Below are 1,924 nucleotides of genomic sequence, written 5' to 3' on the forward strand. Positions count from 1 at the left end.
CCGGGGCGGACGCTGGTGCTCGTCGACCGTTCGGGTTCGATGTTCTACTCACGGCTGTCCGACCGGTCGGAACTCAACCGGGCCGACGCTGCGGCGATCTTCGGCACGGCGCTCGCGCTGCGGGCGGCGGACGCGGACGTCGTCGAGTTCGGGACGACCAGCAATCAGGTGCCCTTCCGCAAGGGAGAGTCGGTGCTCAAGGTGCTGGAGCGGTTCGGCGACCTGGGAGGCACCGACACCACGGAGGCGGTACGCCGGCACTACCGCGGGCACGACCGGGTGCTGATCGTCACCGACGAGCAGTACACCCGCAGCAGGCACGGCGACCCGACCGAGCAGGTTCCGGCCCACGTGCCGGTCTACACCTGGGACCTCGCCGGGTACCGGGCGGGCCACGGGCCGTCCGGGAAGGGGAACCGGCACACCTTCGGAGGGCTGTCGGACGCGGCGTTCCGCATGGTGCCGCTGCTGGAGGCGGCGCGGGACGCCGACTGGCCCTGGGTGTCGGCCGGCTGAGGAGCGTGGGCGCCCTGCCCCGGTCCGGGGCAGGGCGAAGTAGCATGCGTCGAGAGTCTCCGGTGTGCGAGGAGTTGCTGGATGACGCAGGTCAAGCCCATGCGTGCGGACGCTCGGCGTAACTACGAGCGGTTGCTGAAGGCGGCGGTGGAGGCCTTCGCCGAGCACGGGGAGGGCGCGTCGCTCGACGACATCGCCAAGCGGGCGGGGGTCGGGTCCGGCACGCTCTACCGCCACTTCCCGACGCGTCAGGCGCTGTTGGAGGCCGCCTACCTGGACCGGATCGAGGCGCTGGCGCTGCGCGCCGACGAGATCGCGCGCCGGCTGCCGCCGGGCCGGGCTCTGGTGGAATGGCTCAATGAACTGGGCCTGGGCGTGATCCAGGTGCGCGGCCTGAAGTCACTGCTGGGCACGGCCGTGACGAGCGACGGCTCGGCCGTGGACACCGCCTGCGGCACCTGCCTCACGGCGGCCGCGGAGCGGCTCGTACGGGCGGCGCAGGCGGACGGCACCCTGCGCGGGGACGTCGAGCCGATCGAGATCCTGCGACTGACGCACGGCCTGGCCACGGCGTCGGAGCTGGCGAACGGCGGGGGTTCGGACATCCGGCGCTACCTGTCCCTGCTGACGGAGGGCCTGCGGCCGGGGCGGTGAGGCGGCAGGCCGCCTGCCGGGGCGGGTCCGCCCAGCGGATGCGGCGACCGATGACGCCGGCGGGCGCCGGGTGGTGTGGCGCCCGCCGGTGTCGTCGTGTGGCTGCCGGTGGCCTGGGGGGTGCTCAGAGGGCCTGGGCCGCCGGCTTGACCATGTTGCGGACCGTGCGGGCCTTGACGAAGTCGCCCATGGCCGTCATCTCCCACTCGCCGGTGAACTGGCGGATCAGCTTGGCCATCAGCACGCCGGTCTGTGCCTCGGCGTTGGTGAGGTCGAAGCGGACCAGTTCCTCGCCGCTGGCGGCGTCGATCAGGCGGCAGTAGGCCTTCGCGACCTCGGTGAACTTCTGACCGGAGAAGGAGTTGACCGTGAAGACCAGGCCGGTGACCTCCTGCGGGAGCCGGCCGAGGTCGACCACGATGACCTCGTCGTCGCCGCCGCCCTCTCCGGTGAGGTTGTCGCCGGAGTGTTTGATCGCGCCGCCCACGATCTGGAGCTTGCCGAAGTAGCAGCTGTCGATGTGGTTGCGTTGCGGGCCGTAGGCGATGACCGAGGCGTCCAGGTCGATGTCCCGGCCGCGGTAGGCCGGCTCCCAGCCGAGGCCCATCTTGACCTGGGAGAGCAGCGGGCGGCCGCCCTTGACCAGGGAGACCGTCTGGTTCTTCTGGAGGTTGACCCGGCCCTTGTCGAGGTTGATCTTCCCGGCGCCCGGGGCGGGGGCCGGCGGGGCGGCCGGGGGCGCGGGGGGCGCGGC

General features: G+C 72.4%; 2 protein-coding genes and 1 pseudogene. 2 read left to right on the forward strand and 1 reads right to left on the reverse strand.

Annotated elements, in window-relative coordinates; all coding sequences use genetic code 11:
• A pseudogene (locus AB0O67_RS37240) lies at positions 1 to 516 on the forward strand (TROVE domain-containing protein); the annotation flags it as partial.
• Between the two features lie 81 nt (positions 517 to 597).
• The gene (locus tag AB0O67_RS37245) at positions 598 to 1,170 is read left to right on the forward strand and encodes a helix-turn-helix domain-containing protein (RefSeq protein ID WP_365460525.1); all 573 of its coding nucleotides are present in this window, start codon (positions 598 to 600) and stop codon (positions 1,168 to 1,170) included.
• Positions 1,171 to 1,294: 124 nt separating this feature from the next.
• On the opposite strand, the gene AB0O67_RS37250 is transcribed toward AB0O67_RS37245, so the two are convergent.
• The coding region (locus tag AB0O67_RS37250; protein WP_365460528.1) for a TerD family protein at positions 1,295 to 1,924 on the reverse strand (630 nt) is incomplete at its 5' end.

It is taken from the genome of Streptomyces sp. NPDC086077 (assembly GCF_040686175.1).
Taxonomy (GTDB): domain Bacteria; phylum Actinomycetota; class Actinomycetes; order Streptomycetales; family Streptomycetaceae; genus Streptomyces.

Bases quoted from the DNA above. Each gene is read 5' to 3' on its own strand.
- AB0O67_RS37245 (WP_365460525.1), top strand. From the start codon at position 598: ATGACGCAGGTCAAGCCCATGCGTGCGGACGCTCGGCGTAACTACGAG.